This is a genomic window from Pelistega europaea, from assembly GCF_013133775.1.
In the GTDB taxonomy this organism is placed as follows: Bacteria; Pseudomonadota; Gammaproteobacteria; order Burkholderiales; family Burkholderiaceae_B; genus Taylorella; species Taylorella europaea.
Genome location: NZ_JABGBO010000009.1, coordinates 1 through 23370, shown reverse-complemented (window position 1 = coordinate 23370; position 23370 = coordinate 1). Strand labels below are relative to the sequence as shown.

Sequence of the window (23370 nt, the reverse complement as noted above, 5' to 3'; positions counted from 1 at the left end):
ACGTTGAAAAATTCATTTTCAAAATTTGCTATGTGGGCGATTTTTATCGTTGTGCTGTTTACCGTGTTTAGACAGTATGACGGTTCAGGTATGTCTAACCCCAATGGCATTTCATATAGTCAGTTTATGGCAGATGCTAAAGCAGGCAAAATCAGTACGGTAGAAATTCAAGGCAACACCTTGACAGTGACGCCGACAGATGGACGAGTATATGAGCTAACCAGTCCAAATGATCTTTGGATGGTAAGTGATTTGATGAATGATGGTGTAAAAGTGATTGCTAAGCCTGCTGAAAGAAGCTCTTTCTTAGCAACAGCCTTTATTTCATGGTTCCCTATGCTGCTTTTAATCGGCGTGTGGATTTTCTTTATGCGCCAAATGCAAGGTGGTGGCAAAGGGGGAGCATTTAGCTTTGGTAAGTCGCGTGCGCGTATGCTTGATGAAAATAGCAACCATGTGACTTTTGCTGATGTGGCAGGTGTTGATGAAGCCAAAGAGGATGTACAAGAATTAGTAGATTTCTTGCGTGACCCCTCTAAATTCCAGCGTTTAGGTGGACGTATTCCTCGTGGTGTCTTAATGGTAGGTCCTCCTGGAACAGGTAAAACTTTGCTTGCCAAGGCGATTGCAGGAGAGGCTAAAGTACCATTTTTCACAATTTCTGGTTCGGATTTCGTGGAAATGTTTGTGGGTGTGGGTGCTTCACGTGTACGTGATATGTTTGAAAACGCCAAAAAACACGCTCCTTGCATTATCTTCATTGATGAGATTGATGCCGTTGGTCGTCAACGTGGTGCTGGTGTTGGTGGTGGCAACGATGAACGTGAACAGACACTTAACCAAATGCTGGTAGAAATGGATGGTTTTGAGTCAGGTCAATCTGTGATCGTCATTGCGGCAACTAACCGCCCTGATGTCCTTGACCCCGCTTTATTGCGTCCTGGTCGTTTTGACCGTCAGGTTGTGGTAAATCTCCCTGATGTGAGAGGACGTGAGCAAATTCTGAACGTTCACATGCGTAAAGTGCCTTTGGCTCCTAATGTTAATGCTTCAGTATTAGCACGTGGTACACCTGGTTTCTCGGGAGCTGATTTAGCCAACTTGGTTAATGAGGCTGCACTGTTTGCTGCTCGTCGTAACGGTCGTACAGTGGATATGGTTGATTTTGAAAAAGCTAAAGACAAAATCATCATGGGTGCAGAACGTCGTTCTATTGTGATGCCAGAGGAAGAGCGTAAGAATACAGCTTACCATGAGTCTGGTCATGCGATTGTGGCTTATCTTTTGCCTAAGACGGATCCTGTTCATAAAGTAACTATTATTCCTCGTGGACGTGCATTAGGTGTCACTATGCAGTTACCTGAAGGTGATCGTTATAGTATGGACAAAGAGCGTTTACTGAATATGATTTCAGTGTTATTTGGGGGGCGTATTGCAGAAGAAGTCTTTATGAATCAAATGACAACAGGTGCTTCTAACGACTTTGAGCGTGCAACCTCCTTGGCGCGTGATATTGTTACTCGTTATGGTATGACAGAATCGTTAGGTCCTATGGTATATGCAGAAAATGAGAATGAAGTTTTCTTAGGTCGTAGCGTGACTAAAACAACTCATGTTTCTGAAGCGACAATGCAGAAGGTCGATACAGAAATCCGTAAGATTATTGATGCTCAGTACAAAGTAGCGCGTGATTTGATTGAGGCTAATCGTGACAAGATGGAAATGATGGCTAAAGCTTTACTTGAGTGGGAAACCATTGATGCAGATCAAATCAAGGATATTATGGATGGCAAGGAGCCACGTCCTCCTCATGAGCCAGACAAACCTTATGACAACCGTAGTGATGCAAAGCCACCTGCTGCGGGAGCTACTGTAGTACAAAACGAAGTGAAATCTGTCTAATATGAGCAAAGATTTTCAATGTGGGCGTTTCAAACTTCGGTTTGAACGTCCTTTTGTTATGGGGATAGTGAACGTTACCCCTGATTCTTTTTCGGATGGTATGCAGCATTATGCGGCGGAACAGGCGATACAGCATGGATTGCAACTTGTTCAAGAAGGTGCTGATATTCTAGATATTGGTGGGGAGTCTACTCGTCCTGGAGCTGATCCTGTGAGTGAAGAAGAGGAGTTACGTCGAATTCTTCCTGTGATTGAAGGCCTCAAAAATTGCGGTGTCCCACTTTCTATTGATACTTTTAAACCGGGTGTGATGGCAGCAGCACTAGATGCTGGTGCTGATATGATTAATGATATTTATGCGTTACAACAACCTGGTGCTATGGATGTGATTGCTCAGTACCCTCAATGTGGGGTGTGCATCATGCATATGGTGGGAGAACCCAATACAATGCAGGTCAGTCCTCCTGACTATGCAGGGAATGTGACACAAGCTGTTTATGATTTCTTGCAAGAACGTGTCAAACTGATGCACGAGAAGGGGATTAGTGACAATAGGATTATGATTGATCCTGGTTTCGGGTTGTTTGGCAAGACCGTTCAACAAAATTATCAGCTATTAGCAAATTTATCTGTTTTTAAGCATTTACAGCTTCCCATCCTTGTGGGTGTTTCTCGTAAATCAATGATTGGTGCTGTTACAGGGCAAGATGTCCATCATCGTTTGCCAGGTAGTTTGAGTGCTGGTCTAGCAGGTGTAGCCAGAGGTGCTGAAGTTTTACGAGTACACGACGTATGGCAAACCAGAAATGCAGTGGATGTATGGCAAGCGATTGAACAGGAGTCTCATTATGGGTCGTAAGTATTTTGGTACAGATGGTGTACGTGGAAAAGTAGGTGGAGCTGTTATTAATGCAGAGTTTGCACTACGTTTGGGATATGCAGCAGGATTAGTTTTAACCTCTAAGCATGAAGGGAATACTCGCCCTAGCGTTTTGATTGGTAAGGATACACGTATTTCAGGTTACATGTTGGAATCCGCTCTAGAGGCTGGGTTAAGTGCGGCGGGTATTGATGTATTACTTGCTGGCCCCATTCCTACACCAGCCGTCGCCTATTTAACTCGAGCTTTACGTTTAGATGCTGGTGTTGTAATTAGTGCGTCTCATAATCCTTATGATGACAATGGTATTAAATTCTTCTCTGAAGATGGTACTAAATTGCCTGATGAAGTAGAAGAAGAGATTGAGCGATTACTTGATCAGCCTGTAGGGTGTGTAGAATCAGAAAAGATTGGGCGTGCCAAACGTATTGAGGATGCGGCTGGTCGTTATATTGAGTTTTGTAAAAGTACTTTTCCGCATGATTTGAATCTGCGAGGTCTACGTATTGTTGTAGATAGTGCTCATGGTGCTGCTTACCAAGTTGCTCCCCATGTGTTTCAGGAGTTAGGAGCAGAGGTTATTACTATCGGGTCAAGTCCTGATGGTTTCAATATTAATAAAAATGTTGGTGCATTACACCCTGAAGTGTTAGTGTCTACGGTGAATGCCTATCGTGCAGATTATGGAGTAGCACTAGATGGTGATGCGGATCGTATCCAAATGGTAGATGCACGAGGTAATATTTACAATGGTGACCAGCTACTTTATGCCGTGATATTAGACCGTTTACAACAAGGTCCTGTCAATGGGGTGGTTGGTACATTGATGACAAACTACGGTTTCGAAAAACGTATGCAAGAGATGAGTATCCCGTTTGTACGTGCGAATGTGGGTGACCGCTATGTGATGGAGCAGTTGCAACAACATGGTTGGCTGTATGGTGGTGAGGGTTCAGGCCACTTACTGTGTCTTGATCGTCATACGACAGGGGATGGTATTATTGCGGCATTACAAGTGTTAAGTGGTTTGGTGCGTAATAATACAACGCTGAAAGAATGGGTTAAAGACCTAGAGATGTATCCACAAGTGATGATTAATGTACCTATTGAGAAAGGCATAGATTGGAAAAATCATGCTGGACTTAAGGCAGCACAAGAAGAGGTCGAGCAGCGTCTTAATGGTCAAGGCCGCACGTTAATTCGTGCCTCAGGAACAGAGCCTAAATTACGTTTGATGGTTGAAGCCCCTAACTATGCTTTGGCTAAAGAGTGTGTCGATATTTTGGCTGCAGTTGATTTAAGAAAATAATAAAATCAGTTACAATAAGGTCTAGCGACGGTGTATGGTTTGGTGCTATATCATTTGAGTAATGTTAGCATTGTTTACCCATACACTGATTGTTGAAGACAGTCAGACCTTTTACGTTGTGATTGGTCGCGGAGTTAGGGAAAATAGTTCGTATATGCGTGAATTACTCAGGACGCCATCATCTGATAATCCCAATGAGAGGGGATTGGTGCTTGGTATTGCGACGACGCCGGAAGAAATTGAAGCATTGCAACGGTTGCGCTTTGATATTTATACACAAGAGATGGGGGCGGTTTTCCCTGATGCAGTGGATGGTGTTGATAAGGACCGATTTGATATATTTTGTGAGCATCTGATGGTTTGTGATGTGCGAACCAATCAAGTTGTTGGTACCTATCGCATAATGAGTCCAGAAAATGCAATTAAAGCGGGTGGTTATTATTCAGAGTCAGAGTTTGACTTAAGTCAGTTAGCAGGCATTCGTTCAGAGTTAACAGAGTGTGGTCGTTCTTGCACCCATCCTGATTATCGGAGTGGGGCTGCTATTATGTTGCTATGGACAGGGCTTGCACAATATTTGCGGATGAATAATTACCGTTATATGTTGGGGTGTGCTAGTGTAAGCTTGGCAGATGGCGGTATTCAGGCGGCTGAGGTTTGGCGTGCTGCTAAACAAGAAAAGGAACTCCACCCTGATTTGCCTTATATCAGACCGTTACAACCCTATCCCTTAGAGAATTTAGAGAAATTTAATGCTGTAGATGAGAAGGTAAAGATTCCCCCTCTTATTAAAGGTTATCTTAAAATTGGAGCCCGTATTTGTGGCGAACCCGCTTGGGATAAGGACTTTAATGCGGCGGATTTCCCTGTAATTATTGATTCGCTGAGTATGGATCCGCGTTATCGTAAACATTTTGGTCTATAACAAAAAACCTCGCTAATTAGCGAGGTTTTTATTAGGAGGCTAAACGGATTATTTAAGTTTAGTCTCTTTGTATTCTACATGCTTGCGAGCAACTGGATCATATTTCTTGATGACCATCTTTTCTGGCATGCTACGTTTGTTCTTAGTCGTAGTATAGAAGTGACCAGTACCAGCACTAGACTCTAATTTGATTTTTTCACGAATACCTTTTGCCATGTTAAGCTCCTAGGGAATAATGAAATTTAAGCACCCAAGGCTTAAACTGATTGACCATTAGCACGCATTTCAGCAATAACTGCATCAATGCCTTTCTTATCAATAGTGCGCAACGCATTAGTAGAAATGCGAAGACGTACCCAGCGGTTTTCGCTCTCAACCCAGAAACGACGAGTTTGAAGGTTTGGTAAGAAACGACGCTTAGTTTTGTTGTGCGCATGAGAAACATTGTTACCGGACATTGGGCGCTTGCCGGTTAGTTGGCATACTTTTGCCATATTACACCTCGTTAAGTTAATAGACCTGATTGTTGGCCCAGATCTGCCTTAGTAAAAATCTGTGTAGTTTCTTATAGTTTAAAAACCCTAATAAACTTCACAGGTTAATCTAAAATTATATAATGAGAATATAAATAATGCAATAATATCAATGAGTTTTTTATTCATTAGTGTTGCATTCTCGCTGAATACTTAACTATTATCTACCAATATTTTAAGTATTAAGAGAAGAGCATATCACTAAATGAGAGGTCGGCAACTGCTTAGACTTTGGCATCCAGACAATAAGTCCAGACAATAAATTCCGATAATAAATTTTGCCAATAAAATTGGACACTATAACCTATCAAACAGGACTTGCGAAGAAATTTTAAGGTATAGGCTATTTTTCGACAAGTAAACGTCGGATAATCGTCCTATACCATAAGGCTAATATCGCACCACAGGAAGCAAGTGCTACACAGCACATAATCCATAAACTAGACACTCCAAGTGTTGAGTTGGGGGTCACAATATGACTTAACCACGCTAATAGTCCATATCCAGAACCATATCCAAAGTAATAACCACCACCGAGTCCTAGGCCAAGAAGCAATACTGTCTGAGTCATAAATGGGATAGTTGCAATTTTATGGGCACGTAGAATATAGGTGATAATGCATTGGAAGTGGTCAAACAAGTGGAAGAATGGCATTAGTGTTAATAAGCTAGCAGCCATTAGGGCTACCTGTGTATCATTGGTATAGAGGTAAATAATAAAGGGTTTACCAAAGAAAACAATGAGGCTACTGATAACAGCCCCACTGAAGCCGAGTAATAAGCCTTGGGTACTAATGCGATGTGATAGAGGATAGTCTCGGCGACCAATGGCGTGAGCAGATAAAGCAGCAGTAGCAATCCCAATAGATTGTGGCATCATATAAAGGATGGCAGCCAGATTAGACATAATCTGATGTCCCCCTGCAACAAAGGTACCTTCGCGGCTGACGAGTAATGCCATAAAAGTAAAGGCGCTGACTTCTACAAAGTAAGAGCCCCCCATTGGCAGACCAAGTTTAAGTAACTCGATAATCTTATCTATTTTAGGTAAGCCTAGCTGGAGTTCAAATTGTCGATAATAACCATCTGAGAAAACAATCCATAACCCTAAAAATAGGGTAAACCAACTCACAATCATAGTGGATAGGGCTGCACCTACACTACCCAGTGACGGAAGACCCAAATGCCCAAAAATTAACGCCCAATTCAATAGTGCTTTAACTGCAATACTAGCGACATTAATATACATGACATGTTTTGGACGTGAGGCTGAGGTACATAGGGCATATACTGCACGGAACATCAACGCTGCAGGAATAGCAAAGAATGAAATTAATAGGTAATTGGTGACTTCATTGCGTACCTCTGGATCAATTCTGCCAGAGTAACGGAGCCATTGGTCAGGAAATAACAATAATAGACCAACCGTGAGAGAAAGAAATAAGGCTAACCAAATACCTTGTCCCCACATAACCCCAATTTCTTTATTTTTCTGTGCTCCAAACAGTTGGGATGTAATAGGAATCAATGCATGTACGACCCCCATAAGGCTTACATTTACTGTAATAAAGATAGAAGCAGCCAAACTCATCGCTTGCAGGGATTGTGCATTAAAATTCCCTAGCATCATGGTATCTAATACACCAAAAGCCATGCTTGCCCATTGCCCAATAAGGATAGGCCAAGCCTGCTGAATCAACGATTTACGAATCTGTGGAGTACTCTGCGTCATATTGCTACTATGGTTGGAAATAACACCTGTAAGCAGAAAGGTTTCTGCGGATATGAGAGGTTCGGCGTAAAGTAAGGGGAGAGGGCCTCCCCCTTTGAGGATATTGTCTTATAGTGAGTTATTATGCGCTTTATTTGTTGCTAAATCAATGAATAAAAAGGTTTCTCCATGACGGTCAGATGGGCGACGCCCTCTCCATATAATCCTGCCTGCATAGTTTTGCTGGATTGTGGCAAGACTTTGGGCATCATTGGCCTGTATCAGAGCGTATCGGCAGTGAGGTAATCGAGATAGGCGTAGCTGAGCGAATGTGGCAAATGCCGCTGCTTGCCCTTGATTAACATCAATAGTAAGGGCGCAGTCATACTCAGGAGCCTGGGTTTGGATGGTCTGAGCAAGTGAGGCTCCAACACTGCGATAAGAGCGGTTATAGTCAATAGCAGGTAGCCAAAGGGTTGACAATAATAACCAAGAGATAATGGTGCCAGCCGCTGTAAGCATAATACCTCTCCATCTAGCGGTAGGATTTGCTTTAAGTCGCCATGCAACAGCTTTGTACCAAAATAGGCAGATAATCACCCCTATAATGCCAGCAATCCAAGGAATGGTCGTATCAAAGCCTGGTATGAGACGCATAATGTTGCGATGAATTTGTGGGGGTGTTCCAAAGTAAAGGGCTGACCAACCGACCCAGATAGCTAATAGACCAAGCGTAACCACCATAATAGAATACCAATCTAAAAGATTGATCACGCTGCGTTTTAAGGTAGGAATGGACATGGCAGCCAGAGCAGCACATGCCATAGTGATAGGACCGTACTCAGCTTCAAAAGCCTCATGAGAGACAAGAATCATGATAAGGTTAGCTATGATAAAGCAAGCAGGGATAAAAATATGCGGTACATCAAACCATTTACGCCAGCTCCATAATGCAAACAAGGCAAAAGGCCAGCTAGGCCATAAAAACCAAGCAAGGTCACGTAGGCTTTTTAGTGTGCCTGTAAACTGAGGTAGTGAAAATGTCTGTAGTTGTTCTCTCCACCATAAAGTCACCCATCCGGGATCCATATCATGTGCACTTGTAATCCAGATGACGCTGAGTAGACTAGCAAGAACAAGACTTAAAAAGAGGAATACTTTAAGTCGAAAAGAATAAACTTTACTAAAAAACAAGAAAATAGTGACAAGAAGGATGGGGGCTACACCAATAAATCCGCGAGTCATAAATGTTAAAGCCATTACTGTCCCTACGACAAGGCTACCTTGTGTGGGATGGTTAAGTAACTGCACAACGCCATAAAAGGCTAGAGAATGCAAGCAGATTAACAGAGGATAAAAACTGGTCTCGTGGGTGCGGATAACAATGCCGACAGTGGCTAACATAAAGAAGAAAGCAACATCGGCCATCATGCGACCATAGTCACGAGGGTTAGGCTCACCACCAAAAGGTAAGGATAATGGCTGGGCTTCTGGGCGGCGTGCTAATACATAAGTACCATACCAAACTCCCCACATCATTCCAAAGAAGTAGATAAAGTTGGGCAAGCGTGCAGCAATAATCTGTGCATCAAGAGTATTCGTAAATAAAGCAAAAAGAGGACTGAAGATTTTGATGAACAGCCCGCCAATCATACTAGTAAGTGGGCCGTGATCGGTGTAGGGAATTAATCCAATATAGGATGTCACCCAATGCCCATCATTGACAGCTGATAGCATAGAAGCAATGCCTGCCACATCGTCTGTCTTCCAAGGGTCACGACCGAATAGACCCGCCACAATATAAGCGAGCATGAACCAAAAGAGAATTTTTCTAGGTAATTTTCTGGCTGCTGGGCTAGCAAGTCTAGCAGGGGTTTTTCTTTGTGTAGATACCACGATTTTTATACGTTTAAAATACGTCGATTACTCAAAACAGTTGCCATTATATCAGGCAATCTATATTGCATGGTGGGGAAGACTGTTATTCGAAGTAGTCATATCCTTATGTAGACATATGACTATTGCCAATTTTGGCAAGATGTTGTTGTCCCACCCATATAATCTAAAAATAACAATAAAAAAGCAGCTTGTGAGAAGCTGCTTCTTGAGTGCTAGAGGTAACTTAGAATTATTTCTTAAGTGTACCAGCAGTACGTGCGAAACGAGCGCGGAATTTCTCAACGCGACCAGTTTCAACGATACGAGTTTGAGCACCAGTGTAGAATGGGTGAGACTCTGCAGTCACATCACATTTAAATAGTGGGTAAGTTTTACCATCTAACTCGATAGTTTCACGAGTTTGTACAGTAGAGCGAATGATGACGTTATTACCAGTTTGTTGGTCTAAAAACACCACTTCGCGGTATTCTGGGTGAATGCCTTCTTTCATGTCAATTCCTTAAAGATATAGTGGGTCGCCTGCAGAAAACACCATGTCCTGCCACGTATCCAAGATTGAATTCGCCATTATACAGGAGAAATGGCGTTAATGGGCTAATAAAGTGTATGTTGTTACTTGAAATTTACACTAATAATGTAAAAAAGTTGTGTGGTGGCAACACATACTAGGATGGTAACACGCCTATTTCCCCTGTAATATGCCACCTATTTGTGATGCAGGAGGGTGTCGGCATGGTAAGAGATCTATGGCGTGCAGTGCAAAACATCAACAATGTCTCAGGGTGTCTGCTTAATTAGAGCTAATTGAGAAATTGGGCAGGTCAATAGTGACTGTTACGGAGTCCAATGCTAATGCACATTGTTCAGCGAACTCTTGGGCTTCTTTGGGGTGAGCTTGGCACCAATGATAACCCAGAGCATCAGCAATGCTAAGAATACGATCAAGGAGCAACACTTTACCGCTTGGACGTAGGGGTTCGCACTCTAGCTCCTCCCATTTATTCTCTAACCAAATGCGAGCTGCTTTACGAGTTTCTTCAGAATTGTCATGGGAGAAAAAGTCAAACTCCATCTGATCATGTGCATTAAAAATAATGGTGACTTCGTTGTGCATGGTAGGTCCAATAAAGTTAGTAATGTTCTAGGTTTATCATAAACAGAGGGCTTAAGTTGTCATTTAACTGACAATGTGGATAAATGTTAGACTTGGAGAAACTCAGTATAAGTCATCACTGATAAATAGTTTTTAAAGGTAGCCTTCTTCTGCTAGGGATACGGCTTCATTGTTGGCTATGATGAGATGGTCAACTAAACGGATGTCGACAAGTGCAAGCGCACATTTTATATCATCAGTGAATTGCACATCGGCATCACTAGGTTTGGGGATGCCTGAGGGGTGATTATGTACCAAAATGATATTGGTGGCATGAAAGCGTATGGCAAGTTTAATGATTTCTCTTGGGTAAATTTGTGCTTTATCAATGGTGCCTTCTGAGGCGAGTTGAGTATGTAATAGTTTAAAGGCATTGTTAAAAAACAAGATATGACATTGTTCTACCTCTAGGTGCCCCAGTAGTTGAATGCAGTATTGTTTCACAGCAGATGACTTATTAAACACCTTGGAGTCACGCAAAGGCTCCTCTAATGAACGCAATGCAAGTTCTTTGAGTGCCAATAGCTGAGCGATTTTGGCATTGCCTAATCCTTTGACTGGGCGTAATTCTTCGCTGGTGGTGTTTAATAAGGCTCTCACTCCTCCAAATTGGTCTAAAAGAGACTGGCAGAAACTAATCACATTATTACCCTTGGTACCTGTCCCTAGCACAATAGCAAGCAATTCTGCTGTGCTGAGGACTTTCGGACCGTGTTTGATAATGCGTTCTCTTGGAAGTTGTTGCAAATATTCCATGCGTGAAGTCTTCATAATCGTTAAAATATCGCTTTAAGTTGATTTTTATAAGCGTGCCTGAAAATGCAAAAAAATGATAGTACTGTGGACAAAATTGTCCACCCTAATTCTTATCTCACATTGAACTATCGCATCTCTTTGGACTCTGGAGAGGGCAAGGGTTCTGTGTTTATTGATACATATACAGGTAAGCCTGCAACACTTCAAATGGGTATAGGGCAATGGCCTGAGTCGCTAGAAAAACCGTTATTAGGGCATCAAGAGGGCGAGTCGTTTACGTATTATTTAAAAGCGGTTGATGCTTTTGGGGAGCGTAATCCTGATTTGATTCAAGCAGTCACAAAAAAAATGCTTGCTGAAAATGCAGGTGAAAATGCTACATTTGAAGAAAATGACTTGGTGGAGTTCACGGCTCCCAATGGAGGGAAATTCTCTGGTTTATTTAAGCGTTTTGAGGACGATAAAGCGATTTTTGATTTCAATCACCCACTAGCTGGGGTGGATTTAAAAATTGATGTATCAATCATAGGGGTGCTGTAAAGTTAATCCTCAAGCCTTGATCTGAACAGCATGTGTAATAAGGAGAGTTTCGTGGATAAGCAAGTCATGCTGAACATGATATGGACTAATGAGGTGAAACAGTGGTTGGTGGTAAAAAGAATGAGGTAGTCAATGAGTAATGCAGAGATTTTATTGGCAGAGCCACGAGGGTTTTGTGCAGGGGTGGATAGGGCAATTGATATTGTCGAGCGTGCTTTAGAGCTTCACGGAGCCCCGATTTATGTGCGTCACGAGATTGTTCATAATCGCTTTGTAGTGCAGTCTTTACGTGACAAGGGGGCTATTTTTGTTGCTGAGTTAGATGAGGTGCCTGCTGGCAATATTGTGGTGTTTTCTGCACATGGGGTTTCAGCAGCAGTACGAGAAGAGGCTGAAAAACGAGGTCTTAAAGTGTTTGATGCTACTTGTCCTCTCGTGACCAAGGTGCATGTGGAAGTCCGCAAAATGCATGAAGCAGGTCGTGAAATCATTATGATTGGACACAAGGGGCACCCCGAGGTAGAGGGGACACTTGGTCAGGCTGCTGGGCGAATGTACTTGGTAGAGACCCCAGAAGATGTGGCTGCACTTGAGGTGGATAATCCAGATAATCTTGCTTATGTGACCCAGACAACCTTATCTGTAGATGATGCAACAGTAGTGACTAAGGCACTGCACGAGCGTTTCCCTAATATTGTTGCCCCTAAGAAAAGTGATATTTGTTATGCCACGCAAAACCGTCAAGATGCAGTGAAAATGGTTGCACCACAATGTGATGTATTCTTTGTGGTAGGAAGTGTTAATAGTTCCAACTCTAATCGTTTACGTGAAGTAGCTGCCCGTCTAGGCTGTCCGTCTTATCTTGTTGATGACCCCAATATGATTCAACCAGAATGGATTGAAGGGAAGCAGGCTATTGGTATTACAGCTGGTGCCTCTGCTCCCGAAGTACTGGTACAAAATGTGATTAATCGCCTTAAAGAATTAGGTGCAATTTCTGTACGTAAAGTGGCTGGTATTGAGGAAAATGTCTCATTCCCGTTGCCAAAAGAGCTGTCTAGAAAATTAGGGAATAGTTAATTAACAGCATTCCTTATAAGTTAGTGTTTCAGGTGGTTTGGTGTGATGCCAACCACCCTAATAATTTTAATTTTAAATTAATCTATTGAGATTGGATTAGCATCGGTTTTACAGATGTCAGTGATGGGATAGTCAAATATCTCTAGGTCTAATTAAGCTAGCTGGGTTAATAAATTCCACGTTTCGTAGAGTGGCAGTCCCATCACACCACTATAGCTGCCTTCAATTTTTTCAATAAATATAGCTGCCAGCCCTTGGATGCCATAGGCTCCTGCTTTTCCTTCAGCTTCTCCACTTTCCACATACATGGCGATTTCTTTCATAGTAATTTTACGCATAGTTACGTGAGTGATAGAGACTGCCTTTAGTAGCAGTTCTCGATGGGCTAATACCACGGCGGTGTGGACCTCGTGAGTATGACCCGATAGTTGAGAAAGAATACGCGAAGCGTCCATTGGGTCTGTTGGCTTACCGAGAACTTTGCCATTAAGAATCACACAAGTATCAGCTGAAAGAATTGGGCGCACAAGCATTTCTTGTTGTTGAACATAGGTCTGAGCGCGTAACGCTTTTTCTAGGGCGGTGCGTTGTACATAGTCAGCTGCGGTTTCCCCTGCTAATTGGGGTTCATCTTCACCAGGGGGGGCTGGTACGCGCAGAATTTCATGCTCTACACCGATTTGATTGAGCAATTCATGACGACGAGGGCTAGCGGAAGCAAGATAAATAGCAGGAATGTTCATAGGTTAGTAAAGCAATTACAAGTTAAGAATATTGGATTATGGTATTAATAGCTAGGAAGTAACATTTTGGGGTCTGTGTTTTTGCCTGGCTACTAAGGTGATTCTTATGAGGCAGAGAACTGTTTATCAGGCACGATGATAGGGGTGATTGACCGTAATACTCCAAGCACGATAGAGTTGTTCTGCCAACAGTACTCGCACCATAGGGTGAGGAAGTGTGAGCGAAGATAAGCGCAACTTGGTATTGCCAGAATTCTTTATACTTGCATCTAGTCCATCTGGTCCACCGATAATGATTGCCACATCTTGACCACTAAACTTCCATTGTTCAATATATTTGGCGAGTTGAACAGTTGTGATGTCCTTACCATGCTCATCAAGCACAACACGAATGGCATTTGTAGGAAGCGCTGCCTCAATGCGTTTGGCCTCTGCTAGCATCATTTGCTCTGGCGTTTTCCCATTGCTACGAGGTTCAGGTTTTATTTCTTTAAGCTCAATAGCACAATCAGCTGGCATACGTTTGGCATAGTCCTCCCAAGCTGTTTCAACCCATTTTGGCATACGATTACCAACAGCAATCACGTAGAGTTTCATATTAAATCAGTCCTTACGGGAATGATGAAAAGTACTGGTTTGTCCAATGTAGTATACAGATACCCGTTATCGAGGGTATTTTAAGCCTGTAATGGTACTGTTTTTATGAGTAGTAAGAAGATATGAGTGAGAGAATCATTCTTTTATCATCATTGGAAGATGTGAGTAAACAATTACTCTTCCTCTTCATAATCATCATAGACAACGTTGTTTTGAGAGGATGTGGACTGAGGTAAAAGTTTCATACGTACTGGACGACCGCCCCAAACAGACTCAAGATCATAGTAAGCACGAATAGCAGGCTGCATACAATGAATGACAATATCACCAATATCTAGTAGTACCCATTCTCCACTTTCCTCTCCCTCTAGTGCAATAATCTCAATATCATGTGCACGCACAGCATCAATAACACTACGAGCAAGTGCACGAGTTTGACGGTTAGATGTACCACTAGCAATGATGACTCGTTCAAAGAGGCTAGTTAGGTGTGTGGTGTTAAATACTTTAATGTCTTGCGCTTTGACATCCTCTAACGCATCGACAACTAAACGTTGTAGTTTTTGAATATTCATAATGTACAAGTTAAATTAGTAAGTCGTTATTTTAATCATAATACAGCTTATGTGCTTGGATATATGCCAATACTGCAGGATTTAGTAAATTGTCTACTGGTGCATGGTCAAGTAACTTCTGACGTACAGCTGTCGAGGATAAATCAATCTCTGGCATATTCAGAAAGATTAAATTACATCTCTTTTGTTGCAAAACAGTGAGCAATTCGACTGGGGGTGTAAACGCATAATCAGGACGTTTAGCGACTACCAGCTGTACGTAGTCAAGAATTTCTTGCCATGCTCGCCAAGTGCAAAAATTATTAATCTGGTCTGTTCCCATTAGCCAATAGTATCGTTCTCCTGATTGGCGAGGTAGCTCTCTTAGCGTATCAATCGTGTAACTAGGGCCTTTACGCTCAAGTTCTATGGTGTTAATACGCAGCCCTGCGATTCCTTTTATAGCAATCTTTAACATGGCGAGGCGTTGTTCACTACTAACAGCAAGAGGTGCCTTTTGCCAAGGTTGTCCAGCAGGAATTAATTGCACTTCATCTAAAGAAAGCTGCTGCAAGGCGGTAGTTGCTAATCGGATGTGTGCCAAGTGGATAGGGTTAAAACTACCGCCAAGTAAACCAATTTTATGTTTTGATGTTGTCATAAACGTTACTCTGACATATCAAATACACAATGGGTATAAAGGACTATTTCTTTAATGCACGCCAAGCAATATCTTTACGATATTGGGCACCATCAAAATGAATTTGAGCCACAGTATCATAGGCAGTTTTACGTGCTAACTCCACAGTGTCACCGATAGCTGTTACACATAATACACGACCACCACTGGTACGCAACGTATCACCATCTAATTTGGTGCCAGCATGGAATGTTACGCAATCAGCTGTTGCAGCAGGTATGCCTGTGATAACGTCTCCTGTGCGAGGAGAGGCAGGGTAGTTCTCTGCTGCCATCACTACCCCCAAGGTTGTACGAGGGTCCCAATCAATATGGGCTTGGTCTAACTTGCCGGCAATAGCTTTTTCAATGACATCTGCAAAATCATTGCGAATACGCATCATAATAGGTTGAGTCTCTGGGTCACCCATGCGGCAGTTAAATTCGAGCACATTGATAGGGCGTGTGGCATCATCTCCTTTATCAATCATTAATCCAGCATATAAAAAACCAGTAAATACAATGCCATCATCAGCCATTCCTTGAACCGTCGGGAGAATGATTTCTCTCATAATGCGGTCATGCAGCACATCTGTCACAATAGGGGCAGGGGAATAAGCACCCATACCACCTGTATTTGGACCCTGATCATGATCAAGTTGACGCTTGTGATCTTGGCTACTGGCCAGGGGAAGCACGTTTTTACCATCAACCATCACGATAAAGCTAGCTTCTTCGCCCTTGAGAAAGCCTTCAATGACTACACGGGCCCCTGCAGCCCCTAGCTTGCCACCGCCAAGCATATCATCGATAGCTTTGTGGGCTTGTTCAAGTGTCTCGGCAACGACAACTCCCTTGCCTGCAGCAAGACCATCGGCCTTAATCACGATAGGAGCTCCTTGCTCATCAACATAATGATGAGCTGCGGTAGTATCTGTAAAAGTTGCATAAGCTGCTGTAGGAATCCCATGACGAGTTAAAAATGCCTTGGCAAAGTCTTTAGAGCTCTCGAGTTGGGCGGCAGCTTGTGTAGGACCAAAAATTGCTAAACCCTTTGCACGAAATAAGTCCACAATGCCATCTGCTAGAGGGGCTTCTGGTCCTACTACTGTAAAAGCAATACCGTTATTTTGGGCAAACTGAGCTAACTCTTCTTTTTTAGAAATAGCGATATTTTGTAAAGAAGATGTCAATGCGGTACCGCCATTGCCTGGGGCAACATAAACAGTTGATACACGAGAAGATTGGGATAGTTTCCATGCAATCGCATGCTCACGACCACCACTACCAACAACAAGAACTTTCATTTGGAATCCTTTGATTAATTGTCAATGTATGATAAAGGCTACCTCATTAAGATAGCCTAATCATTCTTACTCATCCGCTTCGTCAAATACTGCGGTGGTATGTACTTCTTGGACATCGTCTAGACCTTCGAGCATATCAAGGATTTTCTGCATTTTAACTGCATCATCACCCTCTAAGAAAGTCTCATTGAGAGGTTTCATCACGATAGCTTCAACTTCAGGAATAAGGCCTGCCGCATGTAAGGCATCTTTGACCTGAGTATAGTCACTAGGAGCACAAATCACTTCGATAACGCCTTCTTCATCAGTGATAACATCCTCAGCTCCTGCTTCTAGTGCAGCTTCCATAATTTTTTCTTCGTCACTACCTGGAGCATAGATAAATTGACCGCAGTGCTTGAACATAAAGGCAACAGAACCATCTTGACCTAAGTTACCCCCGAATTTTGTCAACGCATGGCGTACATCAGAAACGGTACGTGTACGGTTATCTGTCATACAATCAATGATGACTGCTGCACCTGCTGGACCATAGCCTTCGTAGCGGATACTCTCGTAGTTTTCTCCATCAGCACCACCTGCTCCACGTTGGATTGCTCGCATAATGTTGTCTTTAGGCATATTAGCTGCCATTGCTTTATCCCATGCTAGGCGTAATGCTGGATTGGCATTGGGATCAGCACCACCAGCACGTGCAGCGACTTGGATTTCACGAATGATTTTTGTCCAAAGTTTACCGCGTTTAGCGTCTTGGCGACCTTTACGGTGTTGAATATTTGCCCATTTACTATGACCAGCCATAATTTTCTCTACTCATATAAAAAGGGATACTTACAGTACTCCCTGAAAATGTTGATTAAAATTAAAGATTAAACGCATATTTTAACAAGACTTGACTTATCTTTTTTATAAAATAAAGTGTTTTTTGAATAATAGCGTTTTATCAACAGCAGACATAACCACATCTAGACAGAGGATTGATGCTTGTTCTAATATAGGAGAGTTTTAAGAAATCAATGTGTTTGGATAATGTGGTCATTCTTTTCATTGTTAGGAAAGTTTACATATGGCAAATCCCATTCTTTTAGCAAAAAATAAGGCTCACGAGGTTTTTTTACTCCCGCAATACGCTAATCGTCATGGTTGTATCACTGGAGCGACAGGGACAGGAAAAACAGTTTCTTTACAAGTATTAGCTCAGGCATTTTCTCAACAAGGTGTGCCTGTATTTATGGCGGATATCAAGGGGGATTTGACAGGAGTCTCACAAGCAGGGCAGGCCTCACCAAAGTTGGTGACACGTCTTGAGGAAAAAGGTCTTCCTATGCCAGATTTTGCAGGTTGCCCTGTAGTACTGTGGGATGTGTTTGGAGAACAAGGACATCCAGTACGAGCGACTATCAGTGATATGGGGCCATTGTTATTGTCACGAGTACTGGGTTTGAATGATACCCAGACTGGGGTGCTAAATATTGTTTTTAAACTGGCGGATGATGAAGGGCAGTTGATTCTTGACCTGAAAGATTTGCGTGCGATGTTACAGTATGTAAGTGAGCGAGCTGCGGAGTTGCGTCAGAACTATGGCAATGTCTCTGCCGCCTCAGTAGGGGCTATTCAACGTGCTTTATTAGAGGTTGAGGGGCAGGGCGGAAACCTATTTTTTGGCGAACCAATGCTAGACATCTATGACTTGATGCGTGTTGATAGCAACGGTCAAGGTGTAGTGAATATTCTTGCTGCTGACAAATTGATGCAGTCCCCAAAACTTTATTCAACTTTCTTATTATGGTTGCTAGCAGAGTTGTATGAAACCTTGCCAGAGGTGGGTGATTTAGACAAGCCTAAGTTTGTGTTTTTCTTTGATGAGGCTCATTTATTATTCGATGATGCTCCAAAAGTTCTTATTGAACGTATTGAGCAGATTGTTCGTCTTGTGCGCTCTAAAGGGGTAGGGGTGTATTTTGTAACACAAAATCCTCTTGATATTCCTGATAATGTATTGGGTCAGCTAGGTAATCGTATTCAACACGCCTTACGTGCATTTACGCCCCGAGATCAAAAAGCCGTGAAAACTGCTGCTGATACTATGCGTCCTAATCCGGAATTAGATATTGTACAGGCAATTACAGAGTTGGGCGTGGGGGAAGCATTGGTATCTTGTCTAGATGAGAAAGGTATTCCCAGCATTACTCAACGGGCTTGGATGATGCCTCCAGCAAGCCGCATCGGTCCTGTTACTGAGGCTGAGCGTCAAGCATTGCGTCAATCTTCTTCTCTTGCAGGCAAATATGAACGTACCTTGGATCGGGAGTCTGCCTATGAGGTTTTACAAAAACGTGCAGAACAAATTTCAGTAGAAAAACAATCTGACGATGGTGGCGGAGGTCTGCTTGGTACAGTGAAAGACGTGCTGTGGGGTAGTACGGGACCACGAGGAGGTAAACATGATGGTTTGGTACAGCAAGTGATTAAGAGTGAGGCTCGTAACATGGCACGTCAATTATTACGTGGGGTATTGGGGTCTTTAATTGGTAAAAGGCGTTAAATAATAGTTGTAATATGACGTGATTGTAATATAACCTTATGAAATAAATGATAGAATAATAATGTTGTGAATATCTGCATTTAGTTGCGGATATTCACAATCGCTTATTATTTGTTATTTTTTTGAGGAAATATTATATGAACTTTTTAGGGAAGCTTTGGCGGTTGGATAAGTTTATTGCCCCGTCTATCATTCTTATTGTTTATCGTATCCACCTAGTAATAACTGTTATTGGTACAGTGGTTTACTCATTTGGTTTCGGTGCAGCGATGAGATTGGGGGCTGTTGGAACCATTCTTTTATTCTTACTAGGAATTCTTGTTATTTTACCATTGAGTATTTTATTCATCCGTATAGGTTATGAAACAGTGATTGCTTTCTTCCATAACCATGACAACTTAAAAGCCATTCGTGAGGAATTAGAAAAGGCGAATGGTACAAATTCAGTTAAAGAGATTGAATAGTCGACATTGTTGTTGAACTAACAAAACTGAATTTTCATAAAATACCCTCTTTATTGTGCCGGCTTCTCACCAAAAAATTGGATGCAAATTTTAAGGGAATTTCCTGCCTTAGATAAGGAGGGTAGTTAGTTCGGTCTTGCACATAATGTAGCTGTATCCCTACGAATACACTCAACCTCAGAGGGATTTAAGTTTACTAACATTTTCATGGTGAGCTTTTTATAAAGTTCAAATTCTTCGTTTGTGAATCTCTCTAATGCCTTGTTAAGAATTAGTTCCACAGCAGGCATTAATTTCTTGGTAACATTTGAACCTTTTTCAGTCAGATGAAGATGTACCACACGCCTGTCTTCAGTAGAGCGAACACGTTTGATAAAGCCCTTTTGCTCCAATCTATCTAGGATGCGTGTTGTCGCCCCTGTATCTACATTAATTAAGCGTGCTACCTGTGCAGGTGTGCGAGCTTGTTGTAAATCAATAATAATCAAGGGGTGCCACTGGGCAGCTGTAAGTTCAAATTCTTTCATTTGATCTTCTAGTTGTTGCGACATAGTTTCCTGTAACATCTTGATGAGATAACCCAGATTGCTTAAGGGGTTTTCTAGTGATTCAGGACAGTTTTTGTAATCATAAAACATGGTAGATAATAGAATAAACCAAGGAGTATCAAAAGTTGTTCAAAAATACAGATAAATCAAATAGGGATAAGTAATCGCAAATGCCTGCCTAGGCAATATCTGTTGTTTCTATTGTAATGTATTTTTGTTAAACTCACTAGTATCATCTATTAGCAAGGAGTTTTTTTATGAAAACAACAGCAGTTCGAGTGCATGCGCATGGAGGTGTAGAGCAGTTACGTTTGGAAGAAATTGAGGTGCCATCACCAACAGCCGATGAGGTTCAAATTCAGCAAAAAGCGGTTGGGTTAAATTTTATTGATATTTATTTCCGCACAGGGCTATATGATGCAGCCCTGCCACATGGTTTGGGTTTTGAGGGAGCTGGGGTTGTTGCCGCAGTAGGCAGTAATGTGAAGCACTTAAAAGTGGGGGATCGTGTTGCCTACGGTCAGAGTCCATTAGGTGCTTATGCAGGGGTGCGTAATGTGCCAGCGCGTCAAGTGGTGAAATTGCCTGATGGTATTGGTTTTGAAGAAGCAGCAGCAATGATGCTTAAAGGTCTAACTGTGCAGTACCTTTTTCGCCAAACTTATCGTTTAGAAAAAGGAGAAACCATCTTATTCCATGCAGCAGCAGGTGGAGTGGGGTTGATTGCTTGTCAATGGGCAAAGGCCTTGGGTGTGAATCTGATTGGTACTGTTTCCACCGATGAAAAAGCGGCTTTAGCTAAGCAATATGGTGCTTGGGAAACCATTAACTATAGTCGCGAAAATGTGGTGGAACGTGTATTGGAACTTACCAATGGCGCTAAGTTACCTGTGGTATATGATGGGGTTGGTAAGGATACTTGGGAAACTTCCCTTGATTGTTTACGTCCTCGTGGTCTAATGGTAAGTTATGGTAATGCGTCAGGCGCAGTTACTGGAGTTAATTTAGGTATCTTAGCTGCTAAAGGCTCATTGTATGTTACCCGTCCTACCGTTAGTACCCACACTGATACCTTGGAAAAAATGCAGGCAGCAGCGGATGAGTTGTTTGCTCATGTATTGGCAGGGGATATTAAGATTGTGATTGACCAGCGTTATCCATTGAGTGAGGTGGCACAGGCGCATACCGATTTGGCTGCACGTAAAACTACGGGGTCTACTGTACTCACATTAGATTGATGTATAGTTAGTCGAATACGGATGACTGAACAAGGCTAGAAAGGATGATGAAAGTCTCTTCTAGCCTTTTTAGTGTAAGCAGATAGAGGGATATTATCAGATTAATAATATGGAAATAATTTTCTTTTCGAAAAAATTTTCTTGGATTTTATTTTTTAGTTGGTGAGGAGTATTATTTTTAAAAAAATAATGATATAACAATGAGTTATAGGAATAATTAGTACAAAATAAAACGCAGAGAAGTTTTTGGATTGCAAGAACTATTTAATAACGTATTGAGATGGATTCGTATTTCCTTTAATGAATTATAATAAATTGATTTTTTTATAAAAAATAAGAATATTCAAACGATTGTTTGTTGTACTTTATTTTTCGTAGTTGTACAACAACAGTCATCAATGTGATTTGTGACAAAGTATTGGTTTTATATTTCGTGATAAGGTTTATTTTGTTTTCATCTTATTGAAAAATATATTTTTTTATTTTTGATGGTAGACGAATTGTAAATCCAAAGATAAATACTCACACTTTAGATTCCTTTTCTTTTAATTCTTCCCTAGAATGTGCGAATAACTTCTAGGTTATGGATTCAATTTCCTTCATTAGTGGCTAGTTCAAGCCTTCTCTTGATGAGGTTGCATCTTGAGAAGTGCGTGTTTTAAATAGGAATAAAGTCTATGAATAAAATTTATCGTGTGGTTTGGAATGCAACGTTGGGATTGTGGCAGTGTGTGTCTGAACTAGCCACAGCAAAAGGTAAGCGTAAATCACTAGCAGGAATTGAAGCTCATACAGAGGAAGCCAAAAAATCCATACGCTGGTTTGTATTGACACCGTTAGTCGCGTGCTTGGCATTGGTATCTGGGCAGGCAAGTGCGGTGGATACATATGAAACGATTAGCGGTACTAAAACTATGACTGCCAACCCTATTAAGGTGGGAGATCCAGTGTATCCTAATGATGGAGCGGTGCATTATACAATTACATCCACTGGTGTTTTGAACGCTACCGGCCGCAATCTTCAAATTACTGCATACGCTGGTGGTGTGACGAGCTCACCCTCGGATGCTGTTGTTCAGGCAGTTGCTGGCTCTTCAATATTAGTGGATGGAGGGAAACTACAACATACTGGTGGAGGCTGGTTGGAGATTGGACGAACCAATTATGGATGGTTGACTGTTCAAAATGGTGGTACGGTCACTACAAACGGAACTGTTGGTATTGGGGCATGGGCTAGTACCACAGGGACCGACTCCTTTGTGACGGTGACAGGATCTGGCTCAACGCTTACGGCAACACAAGCAATCGCTGTTGGTGATAGTGGTAATGGTTTTAATGGTGCGGGTGTTTTAAATATTACCAATGGTGGTAAAGTTACAACAGGGGAGATTTATACTGATAACGCTAACACTTACGGCGAAGTCAATATTGATGGTGGTACCTTAGACATTACAAAAGCAGGAAGTGTTTTCAAGAATTTCAATACCTTAACAGGTACTAAGCCAGATATTATCAATATCGGTGCTGGCGGTACTACCTTAATTACTTCTGCAAGTGGTGATTACACGCAATCTGCTACAGCGGCGATTAGTGGTACAGGTGCGTTAACCAAAGAGGGAGTAGGTAATTTAATCTTAGCAGCCGATAATACTTATGTTGGCGATACAACAGTTAAGGCAGGGACTTTGCAACTCGGTAATGGCGAAGCAACGGGTGATGTTGCTAGTGCAAATATTATTTTAGAGACAAACACTACTAATCTAAAATTATCGTGGAGCAGCAGGTTACCGTAACGAGAGTTACTATGCGGCAGCGGGTGGTCATGTATGCTATAACCAAACACGTATAGGTATGATGGTAGGTTATGGTCATGACCATGCGGGTAGCATCGGTTCACCGTCACAACAAACATTAAGTGCAGATACTTTCTTGCTTGGTATGTATGGTAGTACGCCAGTTGGTGAGAAAATGGATATGGATTTCCGCGCTGGTGTTGGTTATAGTGAGG

At 42.0% G+C, this 23370-nt stretch carries 24 protein-coding genes and 1 pseudogene; 11 read left to right on the top strand and 14 right to left on the bottom strand.

Annotated features, from left to right (window positions below):
• Nucleotides 1-3: 3 nt before the first annotated feature.
• The 4 genes from ftsH to HKX40_RS08480 all read left to right on the top strand — a co-directional run bounded on the left by ftsH (nt 4) and on the right by HKX40_RS08480 (nt 5016).
• Complete coding sequence (gene ftsH / locus HKX40_RS08495; RefSeq protein WP_171589150.1) at nt 4-1902, top strand: ATP-dependent zinc metalloprotease FtsH; 1899 nt, start codon at nt 4-6, stop codon at nt 1900-1902.
• Between the two features lies 1 nt (nt 1903).
• Nucleotides 1904-2761, top strand: coding sequence for a dihydropteroate synthase (gene folP / locus HKX40_RS08490; protein WP_171589149.1), 858 nt, complete (start codon nt 1904-1906; stop codon nt 2759-2761).
• Nucleotides 2748-4091: a phosphoglucosamine mutase gene (glmM, locus tag HKX40_RS08485; protein WP_171589233.1), complete on the top strand. Its 1344-nt coding sequence runs from the start codon at nt 2748-2750 to the stop codon at nt 4089-4091. Before folP ends, glmM begins: the two co-directional genes overlap by 14 nt.
• A gap of 154 nt (nt 4092-4245) precedes the next feature.
• Nucleotides 4246-5016, top strand: coding sequence for a GNAT family N-acetyltransferase (locus HKX40_RS08480; protein WP_171589232.1), 771 nt, complete (start codon nt 4246-4248; stop codon nt 5014-5016).
• A gap of 48 nt (nt 5017-5064) precedes the next feature.
• Here HKX40_RS08480 and rpmG read toward each other — a convergent pair whose 3' ends face one another.
• The 7 genes from rpmG to radC all read right to left on the bottom strand — a co-directional run bounded on the left by rpmG (nt 5065) and on the right by radC (nt 11083).
• Nucleotides 5065-5232 (bottom strand): 50S ribosomal protein L33, encoded by a 168-nt coding sequence (rpmG, locus tag HKX40_RS08475; protein WP_171589148.1) that lies wholly within the window; start codon nt 5230-5232, stop codon nt 5065-5067.
• Between the two features lie 41 nt (nt 5233-5273).
• Nucleotides 5274-5510, bottom strand: a complete 237-nt coding sequence (rpmB, locus tag HKX40_RS08470) for a 50S ribosomal protein L28 (protein WP_171589147.1) — start codon at nt 5508-5510, stop codon at nt 5274-5276.
• Between the two features lie 382 nt (nt 5511-5892).
• Nucleotides 5893-7281: an MATE family efflux transporter gene (locus HKX40_RS08465; protein WP_171589146.1), complete on the bottom strand. Its 1389-nt coding sequence runs from the start codon at nt 7279-7281 to the stop codon at nt 5893-5895.
• A gap of 108 nt (nt 7282-7389) precedes the next feature.
• Nucleotides 7390-9156 carry an ArnT family glycosyltransferase gene (locus HKX40_RS08460; protein ID WP_171589145.1) on the bottom strand — a complete coding sequence of 589 codons (1767 nt, stop codon included), beginning with the start codon at nt 9154-9156 and terminating at the stop codon, nt 7390-7392.
• Between the two features lie 232 nt (nt 9157-9388).
• On the bottom strand, nt 9389-9649 hold the full coding sequence (locus tag HKX40_RS08455; protein ID WP_171589144.1) for a type B 50S ribosomal protein L31: 261 nt from the start codon (nt 9647-9649) through the stop codon (nt 9389-9391).
• A 300-nt stretch (nt 9650-9949) separates the two neighbouring features.
• Complete coding sequence (locus HKX40_RS08450) at nt 9950-10273, bottom strand: hypothetical protein (protein WP_171589143.1); 324 nt, start codon at nt 10271-10273, stop codon at nt 9950-9952.
• Nucleotides 10274-10405: 132 nt separating this feature from the next.
• The gene (radC, locus tag HKX40_RS08445; RefSeq protein WP_171589142.1) at nt 10406-11083 is read right to left on the bottom strand and encodes a RadC family protein; all 678 of its coding nucleotides are present in this window, start codon (nt 11081-11083) and stop codon (nt 10406-10408) included.
• Nucleotides 11084-11131: 48 nt separating this feature from the next.
• Between radC and HKX40_RS08440 the strand changes: the two genes are divergently transcribed.
• Both HKX40_RS08440 and ispH read left to right on the top strand, forming a co-directional pair.
• Nucleotides 11132-11608, top strand: coding sequence for an FKBP-type peptidyl-prolyl cis-trans isomerase (locus tag HKX40_RS08440; RefSeq protein ID WP_171589141.1), 477 nt, complete (start codon nt 11132-11134; stop codon nt 11606-11608).
• Between the two features lie 132 nt (nt 11609-11740).
• A complete protein-coding gene (ispH, locus tag HKX40_RS08435) occupies nt 11741-12688 on the top strand; it encodes a 4-hydroxy-3-methylbut-2-enyl diphosphate reductase (protein ID WP_171589140.1) in 948 nt (315 codons plus the stop codon).
• Between the two features lie 152 nt (nt 12689-12840).
• Here the strand turns inward: ispH and HKX40_RS08430 are convergent, their stop codons facing one another.
• From HKX40_RS08430 to HKX40_RS08405, 6 genes are all read right to left on the bottom strand, one after another.
• Nucleotides 12841-13431, bottom strand: a complete 591-nt coding sequence (locus tag HKX40_RS08430) for a Maf family protein (RefSeq protein ID WP_216605210.1) — start codon at nt 13429-13431, stop codon at nt 12841-12843.
• A gap of 126 nt (nt 13432-13557) precedes the next feature.
• Nucleotides 13558-14028: a 23S rRNA (pseudouridine(1915)-N(3))-methyltransferase RlmH gene (gene rlmH, locus HKX40_RS08425; protein WP_171589139.1), complete on the bottom strand. Its 471-nt coding sequence runs from the start codon at nt 14026-14028 to the stop codon at nt 13558-13560.
• A 173-nt stretch (nt 14029-14201) separates the two neighbouring features.
• Nucleotides 14202-14603, bottom strand: a complete 402-nt coding sequence (rsfS, locus tag HKX40_RS08420) for a ribosome silencing factor (RefSeq protein ID WP_171589138.1) — start codon at nt 14601-14603, stop codon at nt 14202-14204.
• Between the two features lie 31 nt (nt 14604-14634).
• Entirely contained in the window at nt 14635-15243 is a 609-nt protein-coding gene (gene nadD / locus HKX40_RS08415) for a nicotinate (nicotinamide) nucleotide adenylyltransferase (protein ID WP_171589137.1), read from the bottom strand.
• 43 nt (nt 15244-15286) lie between these two features.
• Nucleotides 15287-16567, bottom strand: coding sequence for a phosphoribosylamine--glycine ligase (gene purD, locus HKX40_RS08410; RefSeq protein ID WP_171589136.1), 1281 nt, complete (start codon nt 16565-16567; stop codon nt 15287-15289).
• 66 nt (nt 16568-16633) lie between these two features.
• Nucleotides 16634-17368, bottom strand: a complete 735-nt coding sequence (locus HKX40_RS08405; RefSeq protein WP_171589135.1) for a YebC/PmpR family DNA-binding transcriptional regulator — start codon at nt 17366-17368, stop codon at nt 16634-16636.
• A gap of 265 nt (nt 17369-17633) precedes the next feature.
• On the opposite strand from HKX40_RS08405, the gene HKX40_RS08400 reads away from it, so the two are divergent.
• Together HKX40_RS08400 and HKX40_RS08395 are read left to right on the top strand one after the other, a co-directional pair.
• On the top strand, nt 17634-19112 hold the full coding sequence (locus HKX40_RS08400; protein ID WP_171589134.1) for a helicase HerA-like C-terminal domain-containing protein: 1479 nt from the start codon (nt 17634-17636) through the stop codon (nt 19110-19112).
• A 137-nt stretch (nt 19113-19249) separates the two neighbouring features.
• A complete protein-coding gene (locus HKX40_RS08395) occupies nt 19250-19576 on the top strand; it encodes a DUF4282 domain-containing protein (RefSeq protein WP_171589133.1) in 327 nt (108 codons plus the stop codon).
• Between the two features lie 125 nt (nt 19577-19701).
• Here HKX40_RS08395 and HKX40_RS08390 read toward each other — a convergent pair whose 3' ends face one another.
• On the bottom strand, nt 19702-20127 hold the full coding sequence (locus HKX40_RS08390; protein ID WP_171589132.1) for a MarR family winged helix-turn-helix transcriptional regulator: 426 nt from the start codon (nt 20125-20127) through the stop codon (nt 19702-19704).
• Nucleotides 20128-20381: 254 nt separating this feature from the next.
• On the opposite strand from HKX40_RS08390, the gene HKX40_RS08385 reads away from it, so the two are divergent.
• The 3 genes and pseudogenes from HKX40_RS08385 to HKX40_RS10910 all read left to right on the top strand — a co-directional run.
• Nucleotides 20382-21362, top strand: a complete 981-nt coding sequence (locus HKX40_RS08385; protein WP_171589131.1) for a quinone oxidoreductase family protein — start codon at nt 20382-20384, stop codon at nt 21360-21362.
• 677 nt (nt 21363-22039) lie between these two features.
• On the top strand, nt 22040-23155 hold the full coding sequence (locus tag HKX40_RS08380; RefSeq protein WP_171589130.1) for an ESPR-type extended signal peptide-containing protein: 1116 nt from the start codon (nt 22040-22042) through the stop codon (nt 23153-23155).
• A 40-nt stretch (nt 23156-23195) separates the two neighbouring features.
• Nucleotides 23196-23370: pseudogene (locus tag HKX40_RS10910) on the top strand (hypothetical protein); the annotation flags it as partial.